The sequence below is a fragment of the Pantoea sp. Tr-811 genome (assembly GCF_011752535.1).
Lineage (GTDB): Bacteria > Pseudomonadota > Gammaproteobacteria > Pseudomonadales > Pseudomonadaceae > Aquipseudomonas.
On record NZ_VWXJ01000059.1, the window covers coordinates 1 to 815 of the forward strand.

The 815-nt window shown below is 55.1% G+C and carries 1 protein-coding gene; it reads right to left on the minus strand.

Going from position 1 to position 815, the window contains the following annotated elements; all coding sequences use genetic code 11:
• A partial coding sequence (locus F3J44_RS29395; protein ID WP_167278004.1) for a transposase occupies nt 1–743 on the minus strand: 743 nt, incomplete at its 3' end.
• Nucleotides 744–815 lie beyond the last annotated feature (72 nt).

Genomic DNA, 815 nt, shown 5'->3' on the forward strand with positions numbered 1-815 from the left:
CCAACCGTGCCAGTACCTCGGCCACTCGTGGCCATTGAGCGTGCATCAGGATCGGTAAGAGAGATTTGCTGATCTGGGCTGGCGTGAAGCTGCGCCTCAATGTCCTTGAGTTTTTGCATCTGCTGTTTCAGCTTTTCGACTTTGTCTTTCAATCGCTCAGTCTTGGCCTCGGTTACTTCCGGCGCTGCCCGATCGGCTGAATCCATTGCCGCTAGATAGCGGTCGATGCTTTGCTCGATCTGCTGCATGCGCGCCTTCACCTTGCCTTGAGTGAAATTGCGGTCGCGGTTATTCACGGCTTTAAATTTGCTGCCGTCGATGGCGATGACCGAGTGGGAGAAGAGATTGAGGTTGCGGCAAAGCACTACGAATTGCCGGCAGACGCTGCGAATGGCTTTGCCGTTGTCTCGCCGAAAGTCGGCAATCGTTTTGAAGTCAGGAGCCAACCGGCCCGTTAACCACATCAGCTCGACATTGCGCGCTGCCTCGCGCTCAAGCCGACGGCTGGACTGAATCCGGTTGAGGTAGCCATAGATGTAGATTTTCAGCAGGACTGCTGGATGGTAGGCCGGACGACCAGTTGCCGCAGGATCGACACCCTCGAAACCGAGTGCTCCAAGGTCAAGTTCATCGACAAAAACATCGACTACCCGAACTGGATTTTCTTCGGTGATGTAGTCGTCTAGGCACTCCGGCAGCAACGTGACTTGCGTCCGAGCCTCACCCTCAATGAACCGTTTCATGATCGTCCCCGCCACGATCTCGACGATCAGAAGGTTAGACAATCACTGGCGTTTTCACACAGCCTGGGTCGA